The organism is Homoserinibacter sp. YIM 151385, from assembly GCF_027912415.1.
Taxonomy (GTDB): domain Bacteria; phylum Actinomycetota; class Actinomycetes; order Actinomycetales; family Microbacteriaceae; genus Schumannella.
The window spans coordinates 2,290,582-2,314,571 of the sequence record NZ_CP115175.1 but is presented as its reverse complement, the minus strand read 5'-3'; the positions used below and the strand labels follow the sequence as shown (position 1 = coordinate 2,314,571).

General features: G+C 72.0%; 23 protein-coding genes. 11 read left to right on the top strand and 12 right to left on the bottom strand.

The window, feature by feature from the left end; translation table 11 throughout:
- Window positions 1–46 precede the first annotated feature (46 nt).
- The 12 genes from OF852_RS11225 to OF852_RS11170 form a co-directional block, all read right to left on the bottom strand.
- Entirely contained in the window at window positions 47–1,069 is a 1,023-nt protein-coding gene (locus OF852_RS11225; protein ID WP_271119247.1) for an ABC transporter permease, read from the bottom strand.
- The gene (locus OF852_RS11220) at window positions 1,066–2,541 is read right to left on the bottom strand and encodes a sugar ABC transporter ATP-binding protein (RefSeq protein WP_271119246.1); all 1,476 of its coding nucleotides are present in this window, start codon (window positions 2,539–2,541) and stop codon (window positions 1,066–1,068) included. The genes OF852_RS11225 and OF852_RS11220 overlap by 4 nt, the downstream gene beginning before the upstream one ends.
- Window positions 2,541–4,001, bottom strand: coding sequence for an aldehyde dehydrogenase family protein (locus OF852_RS11215; RefSeq protein ID WP_271119245.1), 1,461 nt, complete (start codon window positions 3,999–4,001; stop codon window positions 2,541–2,543). The genes OF852_RS11220 and OF852_RS11215 overlap by 1 nt, the downstream gene beginning before the upstream one ends.
- Complete coding sequence (locus OF852_RS11210; RefSeq protein WP_271119244.1) at window positions 3,994–5,673, bottom strand: GMC family oxidoreductase; 1,680 nt, start codon at window positions 5,671–5,673, stop codon at window positions 3,994–3,996. Before OF852_RS11210 ends, OF852_RS11215 begins: the two co-directional genes overlap by 8 nt.
- Window positions 5,670–6,287: a hypothetical protein gene (locus OF852_RS11205; RefSeq protein ID WP_271119243.1), complete on the bottom strand. Its 618-nt coding sequence runs from the start codon at window positions 6,285–6,287 to the stop codon at window positions 5,670–5,672. Before OF852_RS11205 ends, OF852_RS11210 begins: the two co-directional genes overlap by 4 nt.
- Before the next feature lie 10 nt (window positions 6,288–6,297).
- Entirely contained in the window at window positions 6,298–7,653 is a 1,356-nt protein-coding gene (locus OF852_RS11200; RefSeq protein WP_271119242.1) for an NAD(P)H-dependent oxidoreductase, read from the bottom strand.
- 445 nt (window positions 7,654–8,098) lie between these two features.
- Complete coding sequence (locus OF852_RS11195) at window positions 8,099–8,770, bottom strand: SDR family NAD(P)-dependent oxidoreductase (protein WP_271119241.1); 672 nt, start codon at window positions 8,768–8,770, stop codon at window positions 8,099–8,101.
- 91 nt (window positions 8,771–8,861) lie between these two features.
- Entirely contained in the window at window positions 8,862–9,521 is a 660-nt protein-coding gene (locus tag OF852_RS11190) for an SDR family NAD(P)-dependent oxidoreductase (RefSeq protein WP_271119240.1), read from the bottom strand.
- Window positions 9,522–9,663: 142 nt separating this feature from the next.
- Window positions 9,664–10,674, bottom strand: a complete 1,011-nt coding sequence (locus tag OF852_RS11185; RefSeq protein ID WP_271119239.1) for an ABC transporter permease — start codon at window positions 10,672–10,674, stop codon at window positions 9,664–9,666.
- Window positions 10,671–12,215 (bottom strand): sugar ABC transporter ATP-binding protein, encoded by a 1,545-nt coding sequence (locus OF852_RS11180; protein WP_271119238.1) that lies wholly within the window; start codon window positions 12,213–12,215, stop codon window positions 10,671–10,673. Before OF852_RS11180 ends, OF852_RS11185 begins: the two co-directional genes overlap by 4 nt.
- Window positions 12,216–12,252: 37 nt before the next feature.
- Window positions 12,253–13,224: a sugar ABC transporter substrate-binding protein gene (locus tag OF852_RS11175; RefSeq protein WP_271119237.1), complete on the bottom strand. Its 972-nt coding sequence runs from the start codon at window positions 13,222–13,224 to the stop codon at window positions 12,253–12,255.
- Window positions 13,225–13,251: 27 nt separating this feature from the next.
- Window positions 13,252–14,217 (bottom strand): sugar ABC transporter substrate-binding protein, encoded by a 966-nt coding sequence (locus tag OF852_RS11170; RefSeq protein WP_271119236.1) that lies wholly within the window; start codon window positions 14,215–14,217, stop codon window positions 13,252–13,254.
- 259 nt (window positions 14,218–14,476) lie between these two features.
- Between OF852_RS11170 and OF852_RS11165 the strand changes: the two genes are divergently transcribed.
- The 11 genes from OF852_RS11165 to OF852_RS11115 all read left to right on the top strand — a co-directional run bounded on the left by OF852_RS11165 (window position 14,477) and on the right by OF852_RS11115 (window position 23,990).
- Window positions 14,477–15,286: an N-acyl homoserine lactonase family protein gene (locus OF852_RS11165; protein ID WP_271119235.1), complete on the top strand. Its 810-nt coding sequence runs from the start codon at window positions 14,477–14,479 to the stop codon at window positions 15,284–15,286.
- 53 nt (window positions 15,287–15,339) lie between these two features.
- Window positions 15,340–16,050: a GntR family transcriptional regulator gene (locus OF852_RS11160; RefSeq protein WP_271119234.1), complete on the top strand. Its 711-nt coding sequence runs from the start codon at window positions 15,340–15,342 to the stop codon at window positions 16,048–16,050.
- 113 nt (window positions 16,051–16,163) lie between these two features.
- Complete coding sequence (locus OF852_RS11155) at window positions 16,164–17,006, top strand: N-acyl homoserine lactonase family protein (RefSeq protein WP_271119233.1); 843 nt, start codon at window positions 16,164–16,166, stop codon at window positions 17,004–17,006.
- A gap of 11 nt (window positions 17,007–17,017) precedes the next feature.
- Window positions 17,018–17,881, top strand: a complete 864-nt coding sequence (locus tag OF852_RS11150) for an SDR family NAD(P)-dependent oxidoreductase (protein WP_271119232.1) — start codon at window positions 17,018–17,020, stop codon at window positions 17,879–17,881.
- Window positions 17,878–18,795, top strand: a complete 918-nt coding sequence (locus tag OF852_RS11145; RefSeq protein ID WP_271119231.1) for an NAD(P)-dependent oxidoreductase — start codon at window positions 17,878–17,880, stop codon at window positions 18,793–18,795. The genes OF852_RS11150 and OF852_RS11145 overlap by 4 nt, the downstream gene beginning before the upstream one ends.
- A complete protein-coding gene (locus OF852_RS11140) occupies window positions 18,792–19,199 on the top strand; it encodes a cupin domain-containing protein (protein ID WP_271119230.1) in 408 nt (135 codons plus the stop codon). Before OF852_RS11145 ends, OF852_RS11140 begins: the two co-directional genes overlap by 4 nt.
- On the top strand, window positions 19,196–19,594 hold the full coding sequence (locus tag OF852_RS11135; RefSeq protein WP_271119229.1) for a carboxymuconolactone decarboxylase family protein: 399 nt from the start codon (window positions 19,196–19,198) through the stop codon (window positions 19,592–19,594). Before OF852_RS11140 ends, OF852_RS11135 begins: the two co-directional genes overlap by 4 nt.
- Entirely contained in the window at window positions 19,587–20,471 is an 885-nt protein-coding gene (locus tag OF852_RS11130) for an NAD(P)-dependent oxidoreductase (protein WP_271119228.1), read from the top strand. The genes OF852_RS11135 and OF852_RS11130 overlap by 8 nt, the downstream gene beginning before the upstream one ends.
- 14 nt (window positions 20,472–20,485) lie before the next feature.
- On the top strand, window positions 20,486–21,262 hold the full coding sequence (locus tag OF852_RS11125) for a carboxymuconolactone decarboxylase family protein (RefSeq protein WP_271119227.1): 777 nt from the start codon (window positions 20,486–20,488) through the stop codon (window positions 21,260–21,262).
- Entirely contained in the window at window positions 21,259–22,752 is a 1,494-nt protein-coding gene (locus OF852_RS11120) for an NAD-dependent succinate-semialdehyde dehydrogenase (RefSeq protein ID WP_271119226.1), read from the top strand. Before OF852_RS11125 ends, OF852_RS11120 begins: the two co-directional genes overlap by 4 nt.
- Before the next feature lie 188 nt (window positions 22,753–22,940).
- Window positions 22,941–23,990, top strand: a complete 1,050-nt coding sequence (locus OF852_RS11115; RefSeq protein ID WP_271119225.1) for an NAD(P)-dependent alcohol dehydrogenase — start codon at window positions 22,941–22,943, stop codon at window positions 23,988–23,990.

Sequence of the window (23,990 nt, the reverse complement as noted above, 5' to 3'; positions counted from 1 at the left end):
TGCCTGAGATGGTGCGATGGGAGGGGTGGACGGATGGTCGAGCGGGTCAGGGCCGCCGTCGCCGGGCGCGTCGGCCGAGCGTGTCGACCATGACGGCGCCCGCGATGACGGCGCCGATGACGACCTGCTGCCAGAACGAGGAGACGTCCAGGAGGTTGAGGCCGTTGCGGAGGACGCCGATGATGAGCGCCCCGATGAGCGTGCCGATCACGGTGCCGACGCCGCCCGAGAGGCTCGTGCCGCCGATGACGACCGCCGCGATGACGTCGAGCTCGAGGCCCGAGCCCGCCGTCGGCTGCGCCGAGTTGAGGCGCGAGGTGAGGACGAGGCCGCCGAGCCCGGCGAGGGCGCCCGCGATCGTGTAGACGCGGATCTTGAGGAGCCCGACGTTGACGCCGGAGAGCCGCGCGACCTCCTCGCTGCCGCCGACCGCGTAGATCGAGCGCCCGGCGGGGCGGAAGCGCAGGTAGAAGGAGCCGGCCGCGTAGAGCACCGCGACGAGGATGACGACGCCGGGGATGACCCCGAAGAGGTCGAAGGTGCCGATCTCGCGGAACCAGTCGGGGAAGCCGGAGACCGGCTGCCCGTTGCTGAGCACGAGCGTGATGCCGCGCGCCACCGAGAGCATGGCGAGCGTCGCCACGAAGGGCGGCACCTTGCCGAGCACGATGAGGAGGCCGTTCACGAGCCCGGCGGCGGCGCCGACGAGCAGCGAGAGCACGAGCGAGAGCTCCATCGGCAGCCCGAGCTGCCCGAAGGCGACACCCGCGACCATGCCGCTCAGCGCCGCGACGGAGCCGACCGAGAGGTCGATGCCGCCCGAGACGATCACCATGGTCGCGCCGAGCGCGATGATCGCGAGCACCGTGATCTGCTGGAACACGTTGAAGAGGTTGTTGACCTCGAGGAAGAAGGGCGAGAGGAGGCTCAGCAGCACGACGAGGACGACGAGGCTGATGAGCGGCCCGATCGCGCCGAAGCGGCGGGCGGAGCCGATGACCTTCCCGACGGCGCCGCCGCGGGGCGCGTCGTCCGAGGTGGACGGGGTCGCGGTCTGCGGGGCGCTCACGAGGCCACCGCCAGCTGCATGGCCCGCTCCTGCGTGGCCTCCGCTCGGTCGAGGACGCCCGTGACCTTTCCACGGGACAGGACGAGTACGCGGTGAGACAATCCCAACACCTCCGGGAGCTCGGATGAGATGACGATGACGCTCGCGCCGCGGTGGGCGAGCTCGGTGATCAGCTGGTAGACGGACTCCTTGGCGCCGACGTCGATGCCTCGCGTCGGCTCGTCGAAGATCACGACCGCCGGCTCCGTGAGGAGCCACTTGGCGATGACGACCTTCTGCTGGTTGCCGCCGGAGAGCGTCCCGACCGGCTGGTGGGGGCGCCCCTTGAGGCCGAGGGCCTCGGTCATGCGCTGCACGATGCCGGCGATCCGCCGTGGGAGGAGGAGCCCGCCCGTGGTGGCCTTCGGCATGGATGCGGCGATCACGTTCTCGGCGACCGTCTGCCCGAGGAGGAGCCCCTCGTGCTTGCGGTCCTCGGGGACGAGCGCGATGCCCGCCCGCATGGCGTCCTTGGGGGAGCGGATGACGACCTCGCGGCCGCGCAGGCGGATCGTCCCCGAGTCGGCCGGCTCCGCGCCGAACAGCGCGCGGGCGACCTCGGTGCGTCCGGCCCCGACGAGGCCCGCGATCCCGAGGATCTCGCCCTCGTGGAGGTCGAGATCCACGCCCTGGAAGGCGCCGCGGCGGCTGAGCCCGCGGACCTCGAGGACGGTCTCGCCGGTGTGCGGGTCGGGATCGGGGAAGACGCGGTCGATGGGCCGGTCGACCATGGCCTCGACGAGGCGGTCGGGGTGGATGTCGGCCGTGTCCCACTCCTGCACCTTGCGGCTGTCGCGCATGACGACGATGCGGCTGCCGATGCGGGCGATCTCCTCGAGCCGGTGCGAGATGAAGACGAAGCCGACGCCCTCCGCGCGGAGCTGGTCGACGACCTGGAAGAGCTGCTCCGAGTCCTCGTAGCCGAGGGCCGCGGTGGGCTCGTCGAGCAGGAGGTACTTCGCCTCGAGCGCGAGCGCCTTCGCGATCTCGACCTTCTGCAGCGCGGCGACCGAGAGGCCGCCGACGAGCCGGTCGGGGTCGAGGTCGCTGCCGAGGCGGGCGAGGTTGCGCTTCGCGACCTCGCGCATGTGCCGCAGGTCGATCCGCCCGCCGCGCGTGGGCTGGCGGCCGAGGAACACGTTCTCGGCGATCGAGAGGTTCGGGACGAGGTTCGTCTCCTGGTGGATGAGGCCGACGCCCGCGTTGATCGCGGCGGCGGGGGTGGCGGGTGCGTAGTCCTCGCCGTCGAGGGTCATGGTGCCCTCGTCGGGGCGGACGACGCCCGCGAGCATCTTCGCCACCGTCGACTTGCCGGCGCCGTTCTCGCCGAGGAGGCAGAGCACCTCGCCCGGCCGGACGGTCAGGTCGACGCCGCGCACGACGGTCGTCGAGGCGAAGGACTTCACGAGTCCGGTCGCGACGAGCTCGCCCATCACGCACCTCCCCAGCTCGCGTAGACGGTCTTGCGGCGCGAGTACAGCTCGAAGCCGTGCGTGCCGTCGTCGCCGCCGAGCCCGCTCTCGCCCCAGCCGGCGTGGAATCCGACGACCTCCTCGGGTCCCCCGCGGTTGACGAAGACCTCGCCGCTCTCGAGCGCCGCCGTCATCCGCATGACGCGGCCGTAGTCGTTCGTGTAGAGGTAGGAGCTCAGGCCGAACTCGGTGTCGTTGGCCATGCGCACGGCCTCCGCCTCGTCGGCGAAGGCGACGATCGGCGTGACCGGCCCGAAGACCTCCTCGCGGAGGACGGGGGAGTCGGCGGCGACCTCGGTGAGGAGCGTCGGCGCGTACCAGTGGCCGCGCTCGTAGCCGGCGCCCGTGAGCCGGGAGCCGCCCGTCACGAGCTTCGCGCCGGCGGCGACCGCGGCGTCCACGATCCGCTCCACGTTCGCGAGCTCGGGCGCCGAGACCTTGGGGCCGACCTCGGTCGCCTCGGCGCTCGGGTCGCCGACGACGAGCGCCTCGAGGGCGGCCGTGTAGCGCTCCACGAACTCGCCGTGGATCGAGGCCTCGACGTAGGTGCGCTCGTTGCAGACGCAGGCCTGGCCGTTGTTCATCATGCGCGTCGCGACCGCCGACGCGACGGCCTGCTCGAGGTCGGCGTCGGCGAAGACGATGAAGGGGGCCTTGCCGCCGAGCTCGAGGGAGGCCGGGATGATGCGCTCGGCCGCGCCGTGCAGGATCGAGCGGCCGGCGCGCACGCTGCCCGTCATCGTCACGAGGCCGACGCCCGGCGTCCGCACGATGGCGGCGCCGATCACGGAGCCGGGCCCTGGGAGCACCGAGAGGATGCCCTCGGGCACGCCCGCCTCGATCGCGAGCTCCGCGATCGCGAGCGCCGAGAGCGGCGTCAGCTCGGCCGGCTTCAGCACGATCGCGTTGCCCGCGGCGAGGGCGGGTGCGAGCTTGCGGGTCGTGAGGGCGAGCGGGAAGTTCCAGGGGATGATCGCCCCGACGACGCCGATCGGCTCGCGGCGCACGAGGACCTCCGCGTCGCGGCGGGCGGCCGGCATGATCTCGCCGCCCTGCGAGGTCGCGAGGCCCGCGAAGTAGCGGCAGAAGTTCGCCGCCCCGCCGACCTCGCCGCGCGCCTCGCGGATCGGCTTGCCGACCTCCGAGACGACGATGCGGGCGAGCCGCTCGCCGTCGCGCTCGATGAGCTCGGCGAGGCGGAGGAGGACCGCCGCCCGCTCGACGGCGGGGGTGGCGCCCCAGGCGCGCTGCGCGCGCGTCGCCTCGCGGACGGCGGACTCCACATCCGCCTCCGTCGCGACCGCGACGCGGCCCGCGAGCCCCTCGTCGGCCGGGTTCTCGACGTCGACGGTCGCGCCGCCGGCGCCCTCGGTCCACCGCCCCGCGAGGAGCAGGGGCGAGGTGGTGATCTGCTCAGACATCGATGCGCACCTTCCTGTGGTCGAGTCCCGGCGCCTCGGCGTTCGAGGGCGTCGTGCGCTGGTCGCGGATGGCGGCGCCGTGCTCGGCGATGTAGGCCGCGACGCGCACCGCGAGCGCGCCGATCGTGGGGGTCGGGTTGACGGCGGCGCCGGTCGTGAGCGAGGAGCCGTCGACGATGAAGAGGTTCGGCACCTCCCAGGTCTGGTTCCACTTGTTCGTCGTGGAGTCCTCGGGGGTGTTGCCCATGCGCGCGGTGCCCATGAGGTGCCAGCCGGGGTTGACGTCCTGGTGTCCCGTCGAGCGCACCCGCGAGGCCCCGGCGGCCTTCGCGACCTCCTCGAGCCGCTCGACCCCGTAGTTCGTGAGGTCGATGTCGTTCTGGTGCGGCGTGAAGTCGACCGTCAGGCCGGGGAGGCCGGAGGAGTCGGTCGTCGAGTGGTCGAGGGTGACCCGGTTGCCGTAGACGGGCAGGTCCTCCGCGAGCACGTAGACGAGCAGCTGGTTGCCGAAGTCCTCGTCGAAGCGGCGGCGGTGCCCGGGGCCCCAGCCGATCGGCTCGCGGGTGTGCGAGCCGGTCGCGGTGAAGGCGGCGCCGTAGGAGCGGCCGACCTGCATCGTGAAGCCGTTGACGAAGCTGCGCGTCGGGTCGGTGTCGTAGAACTCCTGCGAGTAGAAGGGCGCCCCGAAGGAGGCCTTGTAGCCCTCGATCGGCTCGTCGAACCAGACGTCGCAGTTCGCGTAGCTGTGGTGCATGAGGTGCCGGCCGACGAGGTCGTTGCCGTTCGCGAGGCCGTTCTCGAAGCCCTTCTGCTCCGACATGAAGAGGATGCGGGGCGTGCCGAGGCCGCTCGCGGAGAGGACGACGATGTCGGCGGTGACGCGGTGGCGCTCCCCCGTGCGGCGGTCGATGTAGACGGCCCCCGTGGTGCGGCCGTCGCGGACCTCGATCTTCTCCACGCGGGCGCGGGTGCGCAGGTCGACCCCGTTCGCGAGCGCCTGCGGCCAGTAGGCGACGTGGACGCCGCCGAGCGAGCCGCGCGGGCAGCCGTTGAGGCACTGCCCGCATTCGTTGCAGGCGAGGCGCCCGGGCCGGTCGCGCGTGATGATGGCGTTGTCGCTCGGCCACCAGTGCCAGCCGAGCTCGTCGAAGCCCTTCGAGAGTCGGAGGCCGAGCTTGCCGGGGCGCGTCGTCTCGTCCCGCGGGGCGCCGGGCCGCGGCGGGTAGGCGGGGTCGCCGGGCACGCCCGAGATCCCCATCTCGGCGTCGTTGATGTCGTAGAAGGGGGCGAGCTCCTCGTAGGAGATCGGCCAGTCGATCGTGCCCTCGACGCCGTGCTCGGTGCCCTTGCGGAAGTCGACCGGCTTGTAGCGCGGCCAGTGCCCGCCGTAGCAGACGGTGCTGCCGCCGACCGTGTTGAAGAGGTACGGGCGGATGTGGCCGGAGACCGGGTAGTCCTCGTCCAGCTGACGGTCGTTCGGGTTGTACGACCAGCCGCGGAGCTTCTCGAGCTCCCAGCTGTCGAGCTCGTGCGCGTAGTCCACCGCGCCGTCGAGCCAGTCGCCCTGCTCGAGGCAGACGACCTTGATGCCCTGGTCCGAGAGCCGCTTCGCGACGGCGCCGCCGCCCATCCCGGATCCGATCACGAGGACATCGGTGTGCGTCGTGCTCATACGTGCTCCTTGGCCTGCGGGGCGCGCAGGATCGAATCGGTGGGGAAGTAGGCGCCGCGCGTGACGAGCGGGCGGTCGCCCCAGGTCTCGAGCACGTCGCGGTAGCCGCTCGGCTGGCTGCCGCCGAGGTAGTCGCCGCCGTAGCGGGTGCGCCGGCGGATCTGCGCGACGACCTCCGAGCTGCCGTAGTAGACGTAGTAGACGAGGTCGCGGAGGCGGACGAAGAGCGCGGGCTCGGACGCCTCGAGCGCCTGGAGGGCGGCGACGCGCTCCTCGAGGGCGGCGCCCACGAGGGGCGCGGCGACGCGGCCCATGAGCTCGGCGAACTCCTCGCGCCCGAAGTGCGGGTAGAGCGAGACGGGCGCCCCCGCGGGGACGAGGTAGCGGGCGAGCAGGTCGGCGACGCCGAGCCCGGCGGCGTCCGGCCACTCCTCCTCCGGCGGCACGAGGGTGTCGACGAGCGCCTCGATCCGCTCGCGGAGCTCGGGCTCGAGCTCGGGGGCGTCGGTGTAGCCGCCGTGCATCATGCGGCTGCCCGAGCGGGCGGCCCGGATGCGGTCGGCGTTCGCGTCGCGGGCCTCGGCCGGGCCCGCCGTGTTCTCGGTGTCGGTCATGTCGGGTGCCTCAGGCGTTCTCGTGCTCGGCGCGGAACTCGGCCTCGAGCTCGCGGCGGATGCGGGTGGCGAACTGGGTCTCGTCGACCTCGACGTCGTCCCACGAGACCGTGCGGTCCTTGGGGACGTCGCGGATGAGCTTCGCGCCGTGCGCGAGGCCGAGCGGGAGGGCGTTGCCCGCGAGCGAGGTGGCCGCGGGGGCGAGCTTGCCGAAGACGGTGTAGCCGCCCTCGCCGTCGAGGGTCTCGCCGGCCTTGAGGTCCTTCTTCGCGGTCGTCACGACATCCCCCCGGAAGCCGGTCGGGGATCCGGTGGCCTCGCCGCGGAGGACGGCGGAGGCGATCGAGATCGGCAGCTCGAGGCCGATCATGTGGTACGGCCGGTAGAGGGAGCCGTAGCGGCCGGAGTCGTCGGTCTTCACGCCGTACTCCGCGAAGCAGGCGGCCGCGTAGTCGGTCGTCGCCTCGAAGGTGACGTAGACGCCCCAGCGGAGGTCGCGCTCGACCTCGCTGCCGTCCCGGTTGAGGCTCGAGATGAGCTCGACCGTGCCGCGGCGGGAGAGCGTGCCGCCCTTCTCGCGCTCCTTGAGCATCTGCGGCAGCTCGTCGACCCCGACGGGGGTGAACTGCAGGCCCTCGTCCTGCGGGATGAGGCCGGTGCCGTTCGCGACGGCCGCCATCTCGATCGCCGACTTCGTGCCGTCGAGGAAGGAGTTGAACATCTTCGGGTTGAAGTCGCCGGTCGCGAGCTGCTCGGCGGTGAAGCCGTAGTAGTCCCAGACGGTGTCGGGCGTGGAGTAGTTGTACTCCGGGAGGTACTTGGTGCCCTTGCCCGCCGCGACGACGTCGAAGCCGACCGTGCGGCACCAGTCGACGAGCTCGGAGATGAGCGCCGGCTGGTCGCCGTAGGCCATGGAGTAGACGACGCCCGCGGCCTGGGCGCGGCGCTGGAGGAGCGGCCCGACCATGCAGTCGGCCTCGACGTTGACCATGACGACGTGCTTGCCGTGGTCGATCGCGGTGACGGCGTGGTACGTGCCCACGATCGGGTTGCCGGTGATCTCGAGGACGACCTCGATCGCCGGGTGCGCGATGAGGGCGTCGGCGGAGTCCGTGACCGCCGTGCCGCCCGTCTTCGCGGCCTCGTCGAGGGTGGCCGCGGCGTAGCGCTCGGCGGGCCACCCGGTGCGGTCGAGGGAGCCCTTCGCCTTCTGCACGTCGATGTCGGCGACGCCGACCACGTGGATGCCGGCCGAGCCGACGGCCTGCGTGAGGAACATCGATGCGAACTTGCCGGCGCCGATCACGCCGACCCGGATCGGACCGGACCGCGCCGTGCGCGCCTGCAGGAGCGAGAAGAGATTCATCGCGGAGCTACCCCTATGTAGACCCGGCCCGCCCTCGTTGGTCAGACCGTCTGCCTGGAAGAGTTACATACCCCCGACCAGAATGTCAACGATGGACAATTTTGTCGGCGTGTCGTCGAATCATCGTCATCTCGAGTCGCTCGCGCGCGGATGCGCGCGGCCGGGCGGCGCGGATTCAGGAGCCGGTGCTCGGCCGGCCAGCGGTCGTCCGGGATCCGGGCGGGCCGCCCCGGGCGCCTCGGCACGGTCCTGATTCCGCGCCGGATGCGGAGCCGACCCCCAGGTGCCGCGGCGCGGGGCGCGGCGCGGATTCAGGACCGACGGCGCAGGCCAGCCACGCGCCCTCGGACGTTCCGGGGCGCGACGCACCAGGCCGCACCGCCGATCCTGAATCCGCGCCGGGCGAGAGCTCAGCTCCGCAGCAGCGCGCGCGACGGGCGTCGGATCAGACGACGCCGCGGAGCCGGTGCCCGATCGCGATCGACGAGCCGGAGACCGCGTTGCGGGGCGAGAGGAGGAAGGCCGCGAGGTCGGCGATCTGCGCGGGGCTCGACTCGCCGCCGAGGCCGCGCGCCACCTCGGCCGCCGGCGACTCGGCGACCGTGCCGGGGTTCACGGTGTTGACGAGCACACCCGAGCCGGCCGTCGCATCCGCGAGGTTCTTCGCGATCGTGTCGAGCGCCGAGTTCCGCACCGAGGCGACGATGCTGCCGGTGACGCCCGCGAGCTGCCCGCTGACGCCGAGGATGCGGCCGAAGCCCGCCTCCCGCATGATCGGGATGACCGCGTTCGCCACGCGGAGGAACACGAGCGACTTCGCGGCGACCGCCTCGGCGACCGCGTCCGGATCGCCGCTGCGCGCGGGATCGAGCGTCTGCGCCGCGGGGGCCGCGGTGACGACGAGGCCGTCGAGGCGCCCGTGCTCGGCGAGGACGGCGGCGACGCCGTCCTCGACCGAGGCGTCGTCGGCGGCGTCGAGGCGGATGCCGCCCTCGCCCCCGCGGGACGCGCTCACCGCCGTCGCGCCCTCCGCGCGGAGCCGGTCGACGACCGCCGACCCGATGAAGCCGTTCCCGCCGACGACGAGCACGACGCGATCCTGCAGCTGGAGATCCATGTCGCTCACGCTAGCCGCCCCCGGACGCACGAGGCGGCGGCGCGGGTGCGCCGCCGCCGTGCGCCGCCCGGATCACGAGGGCGGCGGGACGTCACTTGGCGAGGAAGCCTCCGTCCACCACGAGGGAGGTGCCGGTGACGTAGCTCGCCTCGTCGCTCGCGAGGAAGAGGGTGGCGTAGGCGGTCTCGGCCGGCACGCCGGGGCGGCCGAGCACCGTGCCGTCGATGAGCGCCTTGTTGATGTCGTCCGCCTGGTGCTCGTTCATGGGCGACAGGATGTAGCCCGGGTGGAGCGAGTTGCAGCGGACGCCGTCGAGGCCGTGCGCGGCGGCGACGTTCTTGCTCACGTTGAGGATCGCGCCCTTCGCGGCCTGGTAGGCGTAGGAGCTCGGCACGCCGGCCATGCCCCAGATCGACGAGACGTTGACGATCGAGCCCGCCTGCTGGGCGATCATGTGCGGCAGCACCGTCTTCATGCCGAGGAAGATGCTCTTGAGGTCGATGTCGAGGACCCGGTCGTAGAGCTCCTCGCTCGTGTCGAGGATCGGCGAGTAGTCGACGATGGCGGCGTTGTTGACGAGGATGTCGATCCGGCCGTGCTCGGCGACGATGCGGTCGACGAGGGCCGACCACTCGTCCGCCTTCGTGATGTCCATGATCGCGAACTCGACGGGGCTGCCCTCGGCATCCGCCGCCTCGAGCACGTCGGCCGAGTAGACCGTCGCGCCCTCCTTCGCGAACAGCTCGGCCATGGCGCGGCCCTGCCCTCGCGACGCTCCGGTGATGAGGGCGATCTTTCCTTCGACTCGTCCCATGGATGGGCCTCCCGTCTCTCTGGTGGTGATGGTCGTGCTGGTCGTGCTCGTCGTGCGGCGAGGTGCGGCGCCGCGGCCGTCAGGCCTTCGCGTACCTTCGCGCGAGCGTCGAGAGCCCGACCGCGAGCACGAGGATCGCGCCCTTGAAGATGGGCTGCACGAAGGTGGGGGCGCCGAAGATGCTGAGGCCGTTGAAGCCGACGGCGATGATGAGCACGCCGATGAGGGTGCCGAGGATGTGGAACTCGCCGTCGCGGAGCGTCGCCGAGCCGAGGAAGACCGCGGCGAAGGCGTCGAGCAGGTAGCCGTCGGCGGCGGCGAGGGTGCCGGAGCCGAGCAGCGAGGAGAGCAGCATCCCGGTGAGGGCGGCGCAGATGCCGGCGGTCGAGAAGGCGAAGATCTTCACCCGGTCGACGCGGATGCCGGAGAGGCGCGCGGCCTCGATGTTGCCGCCGACGGCCTGCATCTTCTGGCCGAGGTCGGTCTTGTTGAGGATGATCCAGAGGATCGCGAGCACGACGAACATGATGATGATCGGGTTCGGGATGCCGAGGATCGGCCGGCCGAGCGCGATCGAGGTGAACTCGACGGGCACCCCGGCGGCGATCGGGAAGGAGCTGTAGGCGAAGCCGACGCCGACGAGCGCCGTGCCGATGCCGAGCGTCGCGATGACGGCGTTGATCCTCACCTTCGTGACGAGCAGCCCGTTGACGGCTCCGATGCCGCCGCCGACCGCGAGCACGAGCAGCAGCGCGAGGAGCAGCGGCACCCCGTCGCGCGCGATGAAGCCGACGACGATGAGGCCCGCGAAGCTCGCGACGTAGCCGATGCTGAGGTCGAACTCCCCGACGACGAGCGTCATGGTGAGACCGGCGGCGATGATCGCGGTGAGCGAGGCCTGGCTGAGGATGTTGATGAAGTTCGGCACCGTGAGGAAGGTCGTCGGCGCCTGGATCGTGAAGCCGATCAGCATGAGCAGCAGGCCGACGAGGGTGCCGTAGCGCGAGAGCAGCACGAGCGCGACGCGGCGCCGGTCGCGACGGCGGTCGACGTCGGCGGCGGCCGTGCCGGGGTCGGTGGTGAGGGTCATGTCAGGTCTCCTGTCGTCGTCGAGGCCTCGGCGTAGCTGAGCTCGATGATGTTCTGCTCGGTGATGTCGTCGCCGATGAGCTCCCCCGTGACGCGGCCCTCGGCGAGGACGACGACGCGGTCGCAGAGCGCGGCGAGCTCCTCGACGTCGGAGGAGATCACGACGGTGCCGATCCCGCGATCGGCGAGGTCGCGCGCGGCCTGGTGGATCTCGTGTCGGGCGCCGACGTCGACGCCGCGGGAGGGCTCGTCGAGGAAGAGGACCTTCACCTGCGGGGTCAGCCAGCGCCCGATGAGGGCCTTCTGCTGGTTGCCGCCGGAGAGGCTCCCGATGGTCTGGCCGGGCCCGTTCGTCTTGATCTGCAGCTGCTCGATGAGCTCGAGCGCGCGCGCCCGGCTGCGCCGGCTGCTGAGGAAGGGGAGGCCGGGGACGCTGCGCAGGGAGCGCAGCACGGCGATGTTCATGTTGTACTCGACGGGCTTCTCGAGGAGCAGCCCCTCGGAGCGGCGCTCCTCGGGCACGAGGGCGAGGCCCTGGTCGACCGCGTCCGCGACGTCCTTGATGCGGATCGGGCGGCCCTCCATCTCGAAGCGGCCCGCCTCGAGCCGGTCGGCGCCGAAGGCGAGGCGCGCGACCTCGGTGCGCCCGGCGCCGACGAGCCCCCCGAGGCCGAGGACCTCGCCGCGGTGCACCTCGAAGCTCACGTCCTTGACGGCCTTGCCGCGGGCGACGGAGCGGGCGGCGAAGACGGGGACGCCGCTGCGGTCGATCTCGACCCGCTCCCCCTCCCGGTGGACGACGGGGACCTCGCGGCCGACGATCGCGCGGATCAGCCCGCGCTTGTCGAGGTCGCCGCGCACGGCGCGATCGGTGACGCGTCCGTCGCGGAAGACGGTGATGCGGTCCGAGAGGTCGAGGACCTCGTCGAGCCGGTGGGAGACGTAGAGGATCGCGACCCCGTCGCGCGCGAGGTCGCGGACGACGCGGAACAGGTTCTCGCTCTCGTGATCCGAGAGCGAGGCGGTCGGCTCGTCCATCGCGATCATGCGCACCTCGCGCACGAGCGCCTTGCTGATCATGACGAGCCACCGCTCGGCGACGCTGAGCTCGTCGACGCGGCGGTCGAGCGAGAACTCGACGCCGATGCGCTCGGCGGCCTCCCGGGCGGTGCGCCGCGAGGCGCGCCAGTCGATCATGCCCAGGCGCGTCGCCTTGGGGGCGCCGAGGAGGATGTTCTGGATGGCGCTGAAGTGCGGCACCAGGTTGAGCTCCTGGTGGATGAACGCGAGGCCCGCCTTCTCCGCATCCCGCGGGCTCGCGAGCCGCTGCTCCACCCCCTCGATCTCGATCGTGCCGTGATCGGGCGACACGATGCCGGCGAGGGAGCGGATGAGCGTGGACTTGCCGGCGCCGTTCGCGCCGACGAGGCCGTGCACCTCCCCGCGGTGGATGTCGAGATCCACCGCGGAGAGGGCGTGCGCACCGCCGAACTGCTTGCTCAGGTCCCGGATCTGCAGCCAGGCGCTGTTCGGGTCGTGCATCGGGATGGGGTTCCTTCCGTGGTGCCGGGACGGCGGATCAGCTGAGCGCGTCCGGGTGCTCGGCGAGGAAGTCGTCGATCGTGTCGGCGTCGACGAGGACCCCGGGGACGTCGATCGTCTTCTGCTCCCAGGCGTCGCCCGCCTCGATCGACTCGGCGGCCGCCGTGAAGAGCTCGACGCCCTCCGTGTGGCCGTCCTGCCAGATGATCTGGGTCATGGTGCCGTCCTGGACCGCCTGGAGCGCGTTCGGGGCCCCGTTGATCGAGTAGACCTTCACGTCGGTGCGACCGGCCTGCTTGAGTGCGGCGATCGCGCCCATGCCGGGCTCGTCCCACGCGCCCCAGATCGCGAGCGGTCCGCTGCCCTCGGCGTGCCGGGCGAGCCAGGCCGACGTGAACGCGGTGCCGTCCTCGACCTGGCCGGGGATCGCGACCTCGTTGCTCGTGACGTCGATGCCGCTCGTCGCGCCCATCGCCTCCTCGAAGGCCATGCCGCGATAGAGGCACAGGACGCCCGTGTGGTAGGTCAACGCGAGCACCTCGCCCTCGTCGCCGAAGTCCTCGAGCATGGCGTTCACGGAGTCCTCGCCGACCTTGAGCGCGCTCGAGGTCGCGACGATGCCGTCGACGAGCTCGCCGCCCCAGCTCACGACGGGGATCTCGGCGGCCTTCGCGGAGGCGAGGCCGGCCCCGATGGAGCTGGAGGCGAAGGCGGAGACGAGGATCGCGTCGACCTTCTGGGTGGTGGAGAACGCGGTCATGGCCGCGTTCGCCTTGTCGGGGCTGCCCTGGGTGTCGGTGACGACGACCTTCCAGCCGGCCGCCTCCGCCTCCTCGGTGGCGCCCTCGATCACGGCGGCGTTGAGGGCGTCGGTCGCGACGAGCGCGACGATGCCGAGGGTCTTCTGCCCGCCCTCGTCGCCCGAGCCGCCGGTGGCGGCGGGGGCGCACGAGACGAGGGCGAGCGCGGCGACCGATGCGGTCGCGAGCAGCGCGAGTGCCTTCTTCATCGAATTCACTTCCTCTTCTCCGGGTGGCTACTGGACGGCGTCGGGGTGCTCGGCGATGAAGTCGTCGACGTTCGACGCGTCGACGACGACGCCGTCGATCTTGAGGACCTCGGGCTCCCACGAGTCGCCGGCCTCGATCGCCTCGATCAGGGTCTCCATGAGCGCGGCGCCCTCGTCCTCCGAGGGCTGCCAGACGACCGAGGTGACCTCGCCCGACTGGACGTCGAGGATGCCGGGCGCGCTGCCGTTGGTGCTGAAGGTCTTCACGTCCGTGCGGCCGGCCTGCTTGAGGGCGGCGGTGATGCCCTCCATGGGCTCGTCCCAGCAGGTCCAGATGCCGTAGTTGCCCTGCCCCTCCGGGTGGTTGGTGAGCCAGGCGGCGGTGAAGTTCGTCGCCGACTGCTGCTGGCCGGGCACGACGACCTCGTTGTAGGTGATGTCGAGCTCGGTCTCGGCGACGGCCGCGTCGAACTCGTTCTGGTGGTCGAGGCAGAGCTTCCCGGGGTGGAAGGTGAGGGCGAGCAGGTCGCCCTCGTCGCCCATCTCCTCGACGAGCGCGTCGGCGGAGGCCTTGCCGACCGCCTCGTTGCTCGTGGTGGCGACGATGCCGTCGGCCTCGCCGCCGCCCCACGAGATGACGGGGACGCCGGCGGCCTTCGCCGCCTGGAGCCCCTGGCCGATCGCGGTGGAGGCGAAGACGAGGACGAGGATGCCGTCGACGCCCTGGTTCGCGTAGGACGACATGGTGGCGTTGGCCTCGTCGGCGCTGCCCTGCGTGTCGGTCACCTTGACGGTCCAGCCGTTCTCCTCGGCGACGGTGGTCGCGCCGCGGATGGCCTGCTGGTTGATGGCGTTGTTGCCGATGTAGGCGACGATGCCGAGGGTCTTCTCCCCGTCGTCGCCGGTGGTCTCGCCGGGGGTCGCTCCGGAGGAGCATGCGGCGAGGGCGACCGCCGCGACCAGCGCGACGGCACCTCCCAGGATTCGCTTCATTGCCTCACACCTCATCGTGCTCGGGGGCTGTGTCCGCCGGCCGGGTCAGCCGGGGAATGTACGATCGTCGTACAATTGCGAGCATTGTATGACCGGCAGACGATGGACTGTCAAGCACTTTTCTCGGCCGGATCCGGACGCTTGCGCAATTTTGTATGACGGTCATATAGTCAGCCTCGCCGGGCCCGCCGCCGCATCCGGACTCCCGATCGGACGGACCGCCGGCACCCGTGCTGTCCCGAACGATCGAGGAGGATCCGTGGCTGAAACGCAGGGCTCGACGAGCCCCATCACCGTCTGGCAGGTCAAGTACGGCGAGCGCGTCGTGCGCCGCAGCGACGTCCTGCACGACTACGCCCAGTACGGCCTCCCGGACGGCGATCTCGACATGGACTACAACTTCTGGGTGCTCCGCGCCGGGGAGACGACGATCCTCGTCGACACCGGCTACGACATCCCGGCGCGCGACTGGCTCGGCGAGATCAGCGTGACGCCGCCGCCCGTCGGCCTCGAGCTCGCCGGGGTCGACCCGGCCGAGGTCGACATGGTCATCACCTCGCACTTCCACTACGACCACATCGGCGAGCTGCACCTCTTCGAGAACGCGCAGATCGTCTCCGGCCGCGCCGAGTACGACTACTGGTTCGGCAAGTGGCAGGCCGGCCAGCTCGAGGGCGAGTTCACCACGGCCGAGAATCTGGAGCCCGTCAAGCGGGCCGAAGAGGAGGGCCGGCTCCGGCTCATCGACGAGGAGACCGAGGTCTTCCCCGGGATCACCGTCTACCCGATCGGCGGCCACTGCCCCGGCGAGCTGCTCACGCGCATCGACACGGCCGACGGCGGCCTCATCCTCGCCGTCGACGCGGCGCACTTCTACGAGCAGATCGAGCACGAGTGGCCCTTCTTCGCCCACACGGACCTCGAGGAGATGAAGCAGGGCCTCGCCTTCATCAACCGCCTCGCCGCCGAGACCGGCGCGACCGTGATCCCGGGACACGACGCGCGCGTCCGCGATCGCTATCCCGCGGCCCCCGGGCGCGCGGCCGATGTCGCGAACGTACTCGGGTGACCGGGAACGTCGACGGGACCGCGGATCGGGCGAGCGCGCCTACTCTTGTTGCCATGCTCAGCAACTCGCTCTCCGCCTCCTGGTCGACCGAGCCCGTCGGCCGGGTCGCGGCGCCGCTCCGCGAGCAGGTCATCGCCGCGCTGCGGCAGGCGATCCTCGACTTCCAGCTGACCCCGGGCCAGCGGCTCGTCGAGCGCGAGCTCATCGAGTCGCTCGGCGTCTCGCGCACGACGGTGCGCGAGGCGATCCGCGAGCTCGCCTCCGAGGGGCTCGTGACGGTGGTGCCGCAGCGCGGCGCGATCGTGAGCGCCCCCTCGCTCGACGACGCGATCGATCTCTACGAGGTCCGCGCCTCGCTCGAGTCGCTCGTCGTCCAGCGCTTCGTCGAGCGCGCCTCGCAGGATCAGGTCCGGCGGCTGGGGGAGACGGTCGACGAGTTCGAGCGGGTCGCGCACGCGAGCACCGAGGTGCGCGAGGTGCTCGCCTCGAAGAACCAGTTCTACGTCGTGCTCATCGAGGGCGCCGCGAGCGGCGCCCTGCAGCAGCTGCTCGAGGGGATCCAGGCCCGCGTGCAGGTGCTCCGGGCGACCTCGCTGGCGGAGAGCGGCCGCTCGGTCGAGGTCGTCGGCGAGCTGCGCGCGATCGTCGCGGCGATCGCCGAGCGGGACGCGCCGCGGGCCTCCGCGCTCACCGCCGAGCACATCCGCACGGCGGCGCGCACGGCCCTCGCGAGCCTGCAGGCCGTCCCGGCCCCGCAGGACTAGGCGCCCGATGCCGTCGACCCGACCGCCCCGCGGTCGGGTGGTCGCTCGACGCCGCCGATCGACTACGATTGAATGACTGTCATACAATCCAACGGACGAGGAGGTCCCGGATCATGAGCACAGCCCCCCGCGATCGCGAGGCGCCCGCCGCCCGCGGCCGGTACCGCGTCACGATCGTCAAGTACGGCGAGCGCGCCACGACGAAGTCCGACGTGTACCTCAACCACCACATCTACGGGCAGCCGGACGACCCGATCGGCATGGACTACTTCGTCTGGGTCATCCAGGACGGCGAGCGCACGATCCTCGTCGACACCGGCTTCTCCCGGCACGGCGGCGAGGTCCGCCGGCGCACCTTCGTGATCGACCCCGCCGAGGCGTACCGCGCCCTCGACATCGACCCGGCCTCCGCGCCCGTCGTCGTCGTCACGCACGCCCACTACGACCACATCGGCAACCTCGGGCTCTTCCCCGACTCCCCCGTCGTCATCGCGCAGGCCGAGCTCGACTTCTGGCTCGGCCCGCTCGCGGGACGCACGCAGTTCCACCACTCCGTCGAGGACGAGGAGCTCGCCGAGCTCCGCGCCGCCCACGAGGCCGGGCGGATCTCCACCTTCCGCGGGTCCGTCGAGGTCGCGCCCGGCGTCATCGTGATGGAGGTCGGCGGCCACACGCCCGGCCAGAGCATCGTGCTCGTCGAGACCTCCGAGGGCCCCGTGCTCCTCGCCTCCGACTCGCTGCACTACTACGAGGAGCTCGAGGCGGACATGCCCTTCGCCTTCGTCGCCGACCTCCCCGCCATGTACCGCGGCTTCGACACGGTGCAGCAGCTCATCGACGAAGGACGCGCCCGCCACCTCGTCGCCGGCCACGACCCCGCGACCCTCGCGCGGTTCACCCCAGTCGAGACCGGCCCGCTGGCCGGGATCGCCGCCACCATCGGCACCGCCGAGTGAAGGAGCACGAGATGCAGAGCAGCGGGACCGGCCAGGGCCGCTTCGCCGGACAGGTCGCCGTCGTCACGGGGGCGGGATCCGGGCTCGGCCGCGCCTCCGCCGAGCGACTGGCCGCCGACGGCGCGCGCGTCGTCGCGGTCGACATCGACCTCGACAAGGCGACCGCGACGGCCGAGGCGCTCCCGGGCGAGGCGCTCGCCGTCCGCGCCGACATCGCCTCCGAGGAGGACGTCGCCGGCTACATGCGGGCCGCGGTCGAGCGCTTCGGCCGGGTCGACCTCCACCACCTCAACGCGGGCATCTTCGGCAGCTTCGCCGAGCTCACCGAGCTCGAGGTCGACGACTTCGAGCGGGTCATGGCGGTGAACGTCCGCGGCCAGTTCCTCGGCCTGCGGGCCGCATTCCGCGCCTACCGCGAGCAGGGCACCCGCGGCGCGATCGCCGTCACCGCCTCGATCGCCGGGCACACGGGCGCCGCCGACCTCCTGCCCTACCAGACCTCCAAGCACGCGGTCGTGGGCCTCGTCCACGCGGCGGCCGTCTACGGCGGGCCGCTCGGCATCCGCGTCAACGGCGTCGCGCCGGGCATCGTCCCGACCGAGCTGTTCGCCGCGGCCGCGACGACGACCGGCGGGAAGAACGACATGGAGCAGCGCGCCTCCACGACGCCCCTGCGCCGCGCCGGTCGCGCCGAGGAGATCGCGGGCGCCGTCGCCTTCGTGCTCAGCGAGGACGCCGCCTACATGACGGGCGAGATCCTCGCCGTCGACGGCGGCGCCTCCATCGTCAACACCGTCCGCCCCTCGGGCGGCGCGGGCGCCTGGGATGCCGCGGCCGTCGACGCGCAGATGTACTCGGAGGGGTGGACCCGATGAGCGGCGCCGCGACCCGGGTCGGCTTCATCGGCCTCGGCAACATGGGCGGCCGGATGACCGCGTGCCTCGTGCGCGGCGGGGTCGAGGTGCTCGGCTTCGACGCCCGCGCCGGCGCCGCCGAGGAGCTCGGGGCCGTCGCCGCCGCCGACGCGCGGGAGGTGGTGGCCGGGAGCGACGTCGTCATGCTCTCGCTGCCCGACAGCCGCGTCGTCGAGTCGGTGCTCTACGGCGATCCGGCCGTGCTCGAGGCCGTCCTCGAGGGGCAGATCGTCATCGACCTGTCGACCTCCTCGCCCGCCTCGACCCGGCGCATCGCCGCCGACCTCGCGGCCCGCGGCGCGCGCTACCTCGACGCCGGCATCTCGGGCGGCGCCGCCGCCGCGGAGAAGGGCGCCCTGACGCTCATGGTGGGCGGCGAGGCCGAGGCGCTCGACGAGGTGCGCCCGCAGCTTGAGCACATCGCCGCGAAGGTCTTCCACTGCGGACCGAGCGGCGCGGGGCACACCGTGAAGCTGCTCAACAACTTCCTCAACGCGGTCACGCTCTCCGCGACCGCCGAGGTCATGGTCGCCGCGCGCAAGGCGGAGCTCGACCTCGAGACCGTGCTCGACGTCATCAACGCGAGCTCGGGGGTGAGCTTCGCGAGCCTCAACCGCTTCCCGCACATCATCCAGGGCGACTACCTCGAGGGCGGGCTGACGAACACCCTCATGCTCAAGGACGTCGCGCTGTACCTCGACCTCGTCGCCGAGCTCGGCGTCGCGAGCCTCAACGCCCCCGGCCCCGTCGCCGCCTTCGGGCTCGCGCGCTCCCTCGGCTACGCCGACCGGATCAGCAACACCGTCGTCGATGCGATCGGCGACGTCTCGGGCGGGGTCCGCCTGCACGACGCGAGCGGACAGGAGACCGCATGATCATCATCCCCCCGCACCGGCAGGCCGGGATCGCCGGGAAGCCGGGCTCCCAGTTCTCGGGCGACGCCTACCCCTACCTGACGATGCCCGCCACTGACGGCGTCACCATCAACACGGTCGACTTCACGCCGGGTGCGCGCACCCACTGGCACCGGCACGAGCAGGGTCAGATCATCCAGGTGCTCGCGGGCCGCGGCCGCATCCAGTCGGAGGGCGGACCCGTCGAGGTGCTCCGCGCCGGCGACGTGGTCTGGGTGCCCGGCGGCGAGCGCCACTGGCACGGCGCGGCCGCCGACAGCTTCCTCGTCCACACCGCGATCTCGCTCGGCGTGACGAGCTGGGAGCAGCCGGTCGCCGACGAGGAGTACGCGGCCCCCGCGGCCGGAGAGGACGAGGCGTCATGACCAGCGAGGGAACCCACGCCGAGAGCTACGATCGCGGGATCGCGATCCGCAAGGAGGTCCTCGGCGAGGACCACGTGCAGCGCTCGCTCGACCAGGTGAGCGAGTTCGCCCGCCCCATCCAGGAGCTCGTGACCGAGTACTGCTGGGGCGAGGTGTGGTCGCGCGACGGCATCGACCGCCGCACCCGCTCGATGCTCAACCTCGGCATGCTCACGGCGCTCAACCGCTCGCACGAGCTCGGGGTGCACGTGCGCGGCGCGCTGCGCAACGGCGTGACGGTCGCCGAGATCCAGGAGGTGCTCCTCCAGGCGGCGATCTACGTCGGCGTCCCGGCGGCGCTCGAGTCCTTCCGCGTCGCGGAGCGCGTCATCGAGGAGGAGGGGCGGGATGCCTGAGTCGCCGGTCCGGATCGGCTTCATCGGCCTCGGCCGCATGGGCACGCCCATGGCGGGCCGGCTCATCGCGGGCGGCCACGAGGTTCTCGGCTTCGATCTCGCCGAGGCGGCGCGCGAGCAGCTCGCCCGCGCCGGCGGACAGCCGGTCGGCACCGCGGCGGAGGCGGCGGCCGCCGAGCTCGTGATCCTCATGCTCCCCGACTCGGGCGTCGTCGAGGCGGTCCTCGGGGATGCGGCGGTCGCGACCGCGCTCGCGGCCGGCTCCGTCGTGATCGACATGAGCTCCTCGGAGCCGCTCCGGACCCGCGCGCTCGCCGAGGAGCTCGGCGCGCGCGGGATCGCGCTCGTCGACGCGCCCGTCTCGGGCGGCGTCCGCGGCGCCGAGGAGGGCCGGCTGACGATCATGGTGGGCGGCGAGGACGAGGTGGTCGCCCGCGTCGAGCCGGTGCTCGCGCTGCTCGGCCGCGTCGTCCGCGCGGGCGGGATCGGCGCCGGACACGCCGTCAAGGCGCTCAACAACCTCATGTCGGCGACCCACCTCTGGGCGACGAGCGAGGCCATGATCGCCGGGCAGCGCTTCGGGCTCGACCCCGAGGTGGTGCTCTCGATCGTCAACGGCTCGAGCGGCCGCAGCGGCTCGACCGACAACAAGTGGCCGAACTTCATCCTGCCGGGCAGCTACGACTCGGGCTTCGGGCTGCGCCTGATGCTCAAGGACATGCGGATCGCGACCCGGCTCGCCGAGGCCGTCGGCGTGACGCCGGCGCTCGGCCTCCAGGCGGTCGAGCACTGGGCCGCCGCGGCCGAGGAGCTCGACCCCGCCGCCGACCACACCGAGATCGCCCGCTGGATCGACCAGCGGGACTCCAGCCACTGAAGCAAGGAGAGACCATGTCACTGACGACGCGCCAGCAGCAGGTGAAGGACGAGTTCATCCGCATCCGCGGCACCTGGGGGGACGTCTGGGAGAGCATCCTGCTCCTCGACCCCGACTTCCTCGAGGCCTACCTCCACTTCTCGGCGGTGCCGTGGCGCGACGGCCACAACCATCTCGACGACAAGACGAAGGAGCTCATCTTCATCGCCGTCGACGCCGCCGCGACCCACCTGTACGCCCCCGGTGTGCGCCAGCACATCAAGGCCGCGTTCGACAAGGGCGCGACCCCGCAGGAGATCATGGAGGTCATCGAGCTCACCTCGACGCTCGGCATCCACGCCATGAACATCGGCGTGCCGATCCTCGTGCAGGTGCTCGTCGAGAAGGGCCTGCGCACCGGCCCCGCGCCGCTCGACGCGAACCAGGAGCGCATCAAGGCGGAGTTCACCGAGAACCGCGGCTACTGGCACGCGTTCTGGGACGAGATGCTCGAGCTCGACCCCGACCTCTTCGAGACCTACACGGCCTTCTCCTCCGTCCCCTGGAAGTCCGGCACGCTCTCGCCGAAGGTGAAGGAGCTCGTCTACATCGCCTTCGACACGGCCGCGACGCACCTCTACGTGCCGGGCCTCAAGCTCCACATCGAGAACGCGGTCGGCTACGGCGCGACCCCGCAGGAGATCCTCGAGGTCATGGAGATCGCGAGCGTCATCGGCATCCACGCCGCGACGACCGCGGTGCCGATCCTCGTCGAGGAGGCGGAGGCCGCCGGCATTCCGCTCGACAAGTGACGGCCGCGACGACCGTCGGCACGGCCCCCTCGCCCCTCGACGAGCGGGCCGTGCTCGACGCGGTCCCCGGTCGGCTGCTGATCGACGGCGAGTGGGTCGACGGCGAGCGCGGCGCGATCGAGGTCGCCGACCCCTCGACGGGCCTCGTCATCGCGACGATCGCCGACGGCTCCCCGGCCGACGGCATCCGCGCCCTGGACGCCGCCTCGCGCGCACAGGCCGGCTGGGCCGCGACCGCGCCCCGCGTCCGCGGCGAGATCCTGCGGCGCGCGTGGGAGCTGCTGCAGGAGCGTCGCGAGCAGTTCGCGCTGCTCATGACGCTCGAGATGGGGAAGCCGCTCGCCGAGGCCAGGACCGAGGTCGACTACGGGGGCGAGTTCCTGCGCTGGTTCGGCGAGGAGGCGGTCCGCGTCGCGGGGCGGTACGGGCCGGCACCCGAGGGCACGGGACGGATGATCGTCACCCAGCGCCCCGTCGGCCCCGCCTACCTCGTCACGCCCTGGAACTTCCCGCTCGCGATGGCGACGAGGAAGATCGCGCCCGCGCTCGCGGCGGGCTGCACCGCGGTCGTGAAGCCCGCGACGCTGACCCCGCTCACGACGCTCGCCTTCGCCCAGCTGCTGCTCGACGCGGGGCTTCCGCGCGGCGTCGTCAACGTCGTGACGAGCTCGGCGAGCGGCGAGCTGTCGGACGCGATCATGCACGACCCGCGCCTGCGCAAGGTGTCGTTCACGGGCTCGACGCCGGTCGGCGTGCAGCTGCTCAAGACGGCGGCCGAGCAGGTCCTGCGGACCTCGATGGAGCTCGGCGGCAACGCGCCCTTCCTCGTCTTCGAGGACGCCGACCTCGACACGGCGGTCGAGGGCGCGATGCTCGCGAAGTTCCGCAACATCGGCCAGGCCTGCACGGCCGCGAACCGCTTCCTCGTGCACGAGTCGGTCGCGGACGAGTTCGTGGCGCGGGTGACGGCCCGCGTGGCCGCCCTCCGCGTCGGCCGCGGCACCTCGCCCGAGGTGCAGATCGGGCCGCTCGTCGACCGACGCGCGGTCGAGACGACCTCGCGGCTCGTCGAGGAGGCCGTCGCGGCGGGCGCCGTCGTCCGGACCGGCGGGCACGCGATCGCCGGCGACGGCAGCTTCTTCGAGCCGACCGTGCTCGACGGCGTCTCGGCCGACATGTCGGTCTCGCGCGAGGAGATCTTCGCGCCGGTGCTCGCCGTCCAGCGCTTCGCGACGGAGCCGGAGGCGGTCGAGCTCGCGAACGCGACCGAGTACGGCCTCGTCGCCTACGCCTTCACGGCGGATGCGGCGCGCGGCCAGCGGCTCATCGACGCGATCGACACCGGCATGATGGGCCTCAACGTCGGCGTCGTCTCGAACGCCGCGGGGCCCTTCGGCGGCGTGAAGCAGTCCGGCCTCGGCCGCGAGGGCGGGCTCGAGGGCATCCACGAGTACCTCGAGACGAAGTACACGCTGACGCCGATGGGGTGAGCGCTCCCTGCCGCCGCCCGCCAGACGGCGACGCGACGTGGCGCCCGTGAGGGGTCCCATATGACCGCTTCAGGCCTCCCGAACCGGTCATATGGGACCCCTCACGGCCAGCTCGAAGGCGCCGTCCCAGCGGGCGGCCGCGCGGGCACGTCAGGATGGTCTCCGTCCCCCCACGAAGGAGAACCACCGTGCTCACCGTCAGCGCCTACGCGGCCCCGTCCGCGACCGAGCCCCTCGTCCCCACGACCATCGAGCGCCGGGATGTCGGCCCGAAGGACGTGCTCATCGCGATCCGCTACGCCGGCATCTGCCACTCCGACATCCACACGGTCCGCGGCGAATGGGGCGACATCGCCTACCCGCAGGTCGTCGGCCACGAGATCGTCGGCGAGGTGACGGAGGTCGGCGCCGAGGTCTCGAAGTTCGAGGTCGGCCAGCGCGTCGGCGTCGGCTGCATGGTCGGCTCCTGCCGCGAGTGCGAGAACTGCCGGGCCGGGATGGAGAACTACTGCCTGAAGGGCAACATCCAGACCTACACGGGCGTCGACGTCGACGGCTCGATCACGCAGGGCGGCTACTCGACGCACATCGTCGTCGACGAGGACTTCGTGCTCCGGGTGCCGGAGGCGATCCCCTACGAGGCGGCCGCGCCCCTGCTCTGCGCCGGCATCACCACCTACTCGCCCCTCGCCCACTGGAAGGCCGGCCCCGGCAAGCGCGTCGCGGTCGTCGGCATGGGCGGCCTCGGCCACATGGCCGTGAAGATCGCGGCTGCGATGGGCGCCGAGGTCACGGTGCTCTCGCGCACCCTCGCGAAGCACGAGGATGCCGTCGCGTTCGGCGCGGACGCCCACTACGCGACGAGCGAGGACGCCACCTTCGACGAGCTCGCGAACCGCTTCGACCTCATCGTCAACACGGTCAGCGCCCCGCTCGACATGAACCGCTACCTCTCGCTCCTCCGCCTCGACGGCGTGCTCGTCGCGGTCGGCGCGCCGCCGGAGCCGCTGCCCGTCACCGCGTTCACGCTCTTCGCGACCCGCCGCTCCTTCGCGGGCTCGACCATCGGATCCATCGCCGAGACCCAGGAGATGCTGGACTTCTGCGCCGAGCACGGCATCGCCTCCACGGTGGAGGTCATCCCGGCCGAGCAGATCAACGAGGCCTACGAGCGCGTGCTCGCGGGCGACGTGCGCTACCGCTACGTGATCGACACGGCGACGCTGCCCGCCGTCTGA